This window comes from Ruoffia sp. FAM 20857, assembly GCF_045528645.1.
GTDB lineage: Bacteria > Bacillota > Bacilli > Lactobacillales > Aerococcaceae > Ruoffia > Ruoffia halotolerans.
Map to the genome: position 1 here is coordinate 1 of NZ_JBGQRB010000094.1, position 2,301 is coordinate 2,301.

At 35.8% G+C, this 2,301-nt stretch carries 1 protein-coding gene and 1 pseudogene; both read left to right on the top strand.

Annotated elements, in window-relative coordinates; all coding sequences use genetic code 11:
- A pseudogene (locus tag ACEN4N_RS11305) lies at positions 1-113 on the top strand (IS30 family transposase); the annotation flags it as partial.
- Between the two features lie 255 nt (positions 114-368).
- A complete protein-coding gene (locus ACEN4N_RS11310; RefSeq protein WP_407094257.1) occupies positions 369-2,150 on the top strand; it encodes an oligopeptide ABC transporter substrate-binding protein in 1,782 nt (593 codons plus the stop codon).
- Positions 2,151-2,301 lie beyond the last annotated feature (151 nt).

The following is a 2,301-nucleotide window of genomic DNA, read 5'->3' on the forward strand; positions in this document are numbered from 1 at the left end:
CATCGATTGCACACAAACGGAACACGATTCCACGGAAATCCTTACACTACCGAACACCGTTGGAAGTATTTTTGAGTTACTTAGATGAAGCAGTTTTGTCTAGCTTAATTTGACAAATCAAATATATATAAATCCATTCATTTAATAGAAAAAAATATGGAAAGTGTATAGGAATAATGAAGTCTATAATATAAAAGTTTTATTAAATTACATTATAATTAAGATGATTAAAAGCCAATAAGAATAACCTAAAACTATAGATATTAAAGCGATAATGATTTAAAATGTACTATACCGCTTGCATTAAAATTGTATAATTTTTTTTATTTATTCTAATGCTAGGGAAATCATTTTATAGGAGGATTTTAATGAAAAAATCGATTAAAAAATATGTTTCGCTAACAACTTTAGCTATGACATTTGCTTCGACTTTAGTTGGGCCTACGACGCAGTTAGTCTCAGCTCAAGAAGAAGGAGAAGATGGGGTATTAGAGTTTGATACTTTAGTACAAAATGAAGGTGAACCTATCGAAGGTGGTACTTTAAATTACGCTTTAGTATCAGATAGTACATTTTCTGGAGTTCTTAACAACTTATTATACACTGGTCAACCAGATAGTGAAATTATTAATTTCTTTAATCCAGGACTTTATGGATATGATGAGAACTTCACTATTGATAATTCAGGATTTGCTGATATCGAAATGGATCCAGAGAACAGCCAAGTAACGATTACTATTCCAGAAGGACATACATGGCATGATGGTGAAGAAATTACAATAGATGACGTAATCTTCCCATACTACGTTATTGGTAATCCTGATTATACTGGAATTCGTTACGGATCAGATTTCCAAAACGTTGCTGGTATGGAAGAGTACCACAATGGAGATGCTGAAGAAATTTCAGGTCTTGAACGAGTGAATGATTACACGTTAACAGTAACGTATAATACATTTAATAACTCAATGCTTCAAGCTGATGGTGGTGTTTCTAATTATATCGAACCAGAACATCTACTAGGTGAAGTACCAGTGGCTGAATTGGAAGATAGCGAATATGTTCGTAAAAACCCAGTTGGTTTCGGACCATTTAAAGTAGAATCGATCACACCAGGTGAAGCGGTAACTTTAACTGCATTTGACGAGTATTATGATGGACGTCCTAACATCCATGAAATGGTTATTGAAGTAGTAAATTCTTCTACAATCGTATCTGAATTAAAAGCTGGAAACTATGATATTGCTTCATTACCAGCTGACCAATATGAAACATATGCTGATGCAACGAACTTTACTCCTGTTGGATTCTTAGAGAACGCTATTACTTATATCGGGTTCAAACAAGGGACATGGGATGAAGAGAACGGCGAAGTTGTACCAGAACCAGAACGTGTCACATCAAATAAAGCATTACGTCAAGCAATGGCTTATGCGATTGATAATAATGCAATTGCAACTCAATTCTATTATGGATTACGCCAAAACGCTAATTCACATATTACACCAAACTTTACAGAGTATCATAATGCTGAACAAGAGGGATATACATTTGATCCAGAACGTTCTCAACAATTACTTGCTGATGCAGGCTTTGTAGATAACGATGGTGACGGCTTTGTTGAAGACCCTAATGGAGAACCATTTACATTAGGTTTCGCTTCAATGTCCGGTGGAGAAACGGCTGAGCCGATTGCTCAATATTACATCCAATCTTGGCAACAAATCGGTATTAACGTTGAACTCGTTGATGGACAATTAATGGAATTTAATTCATTCTACGAACGTATTGAAGCAGACGATCCAGCCATCGATGTATTTCAAGCTGCTTTCGGTGTTGGTGGAGATCCAAACCAAAGTGGTTTATATGGTCGTTCTGCACCATTTAACTTCACACGTTGGGCAACAGAAGAAAATGATGAATTGTTAGCAGCCATTGAATCAGAAGAATCCTTTGATGAAGAATTCCGTCAACAAGCATTCTATGACTGGCAAGAATATATGATTGAAGAAGTTCCAACAATCCCAACATTATTCCGCTACACATTAACAGCTGTTAATAACCGTGTAAGCCAATGGGATACTCAAATTGGTTCGGACTTGAAATGGTCAGATATCTACTTACTATCTGAAGAACCAACTGCTGAATAAGCTAAAAATTTAACATCGTATTTGAGGTTCATGAATTTTTGATGTTGGTGGACCGAGGAGCCAGGTGACGCAGTCACCTTGGCTCTTTTTTTATTCCTATGTTTAAGTGTCTCTCTATGCAACGATAGTTTGTGTTGTGTTCTCATCTTTA

What these genes read in the sequence shown, in the direction of transcription:
- ACEN4N_RS11310 (WP_407094257.1), top strand. Translation starts at nt 369, where the DNA reads ATGAAAAAATCGATTAAAAAATATGTTTCGCTAACAACTTTAGCTATG.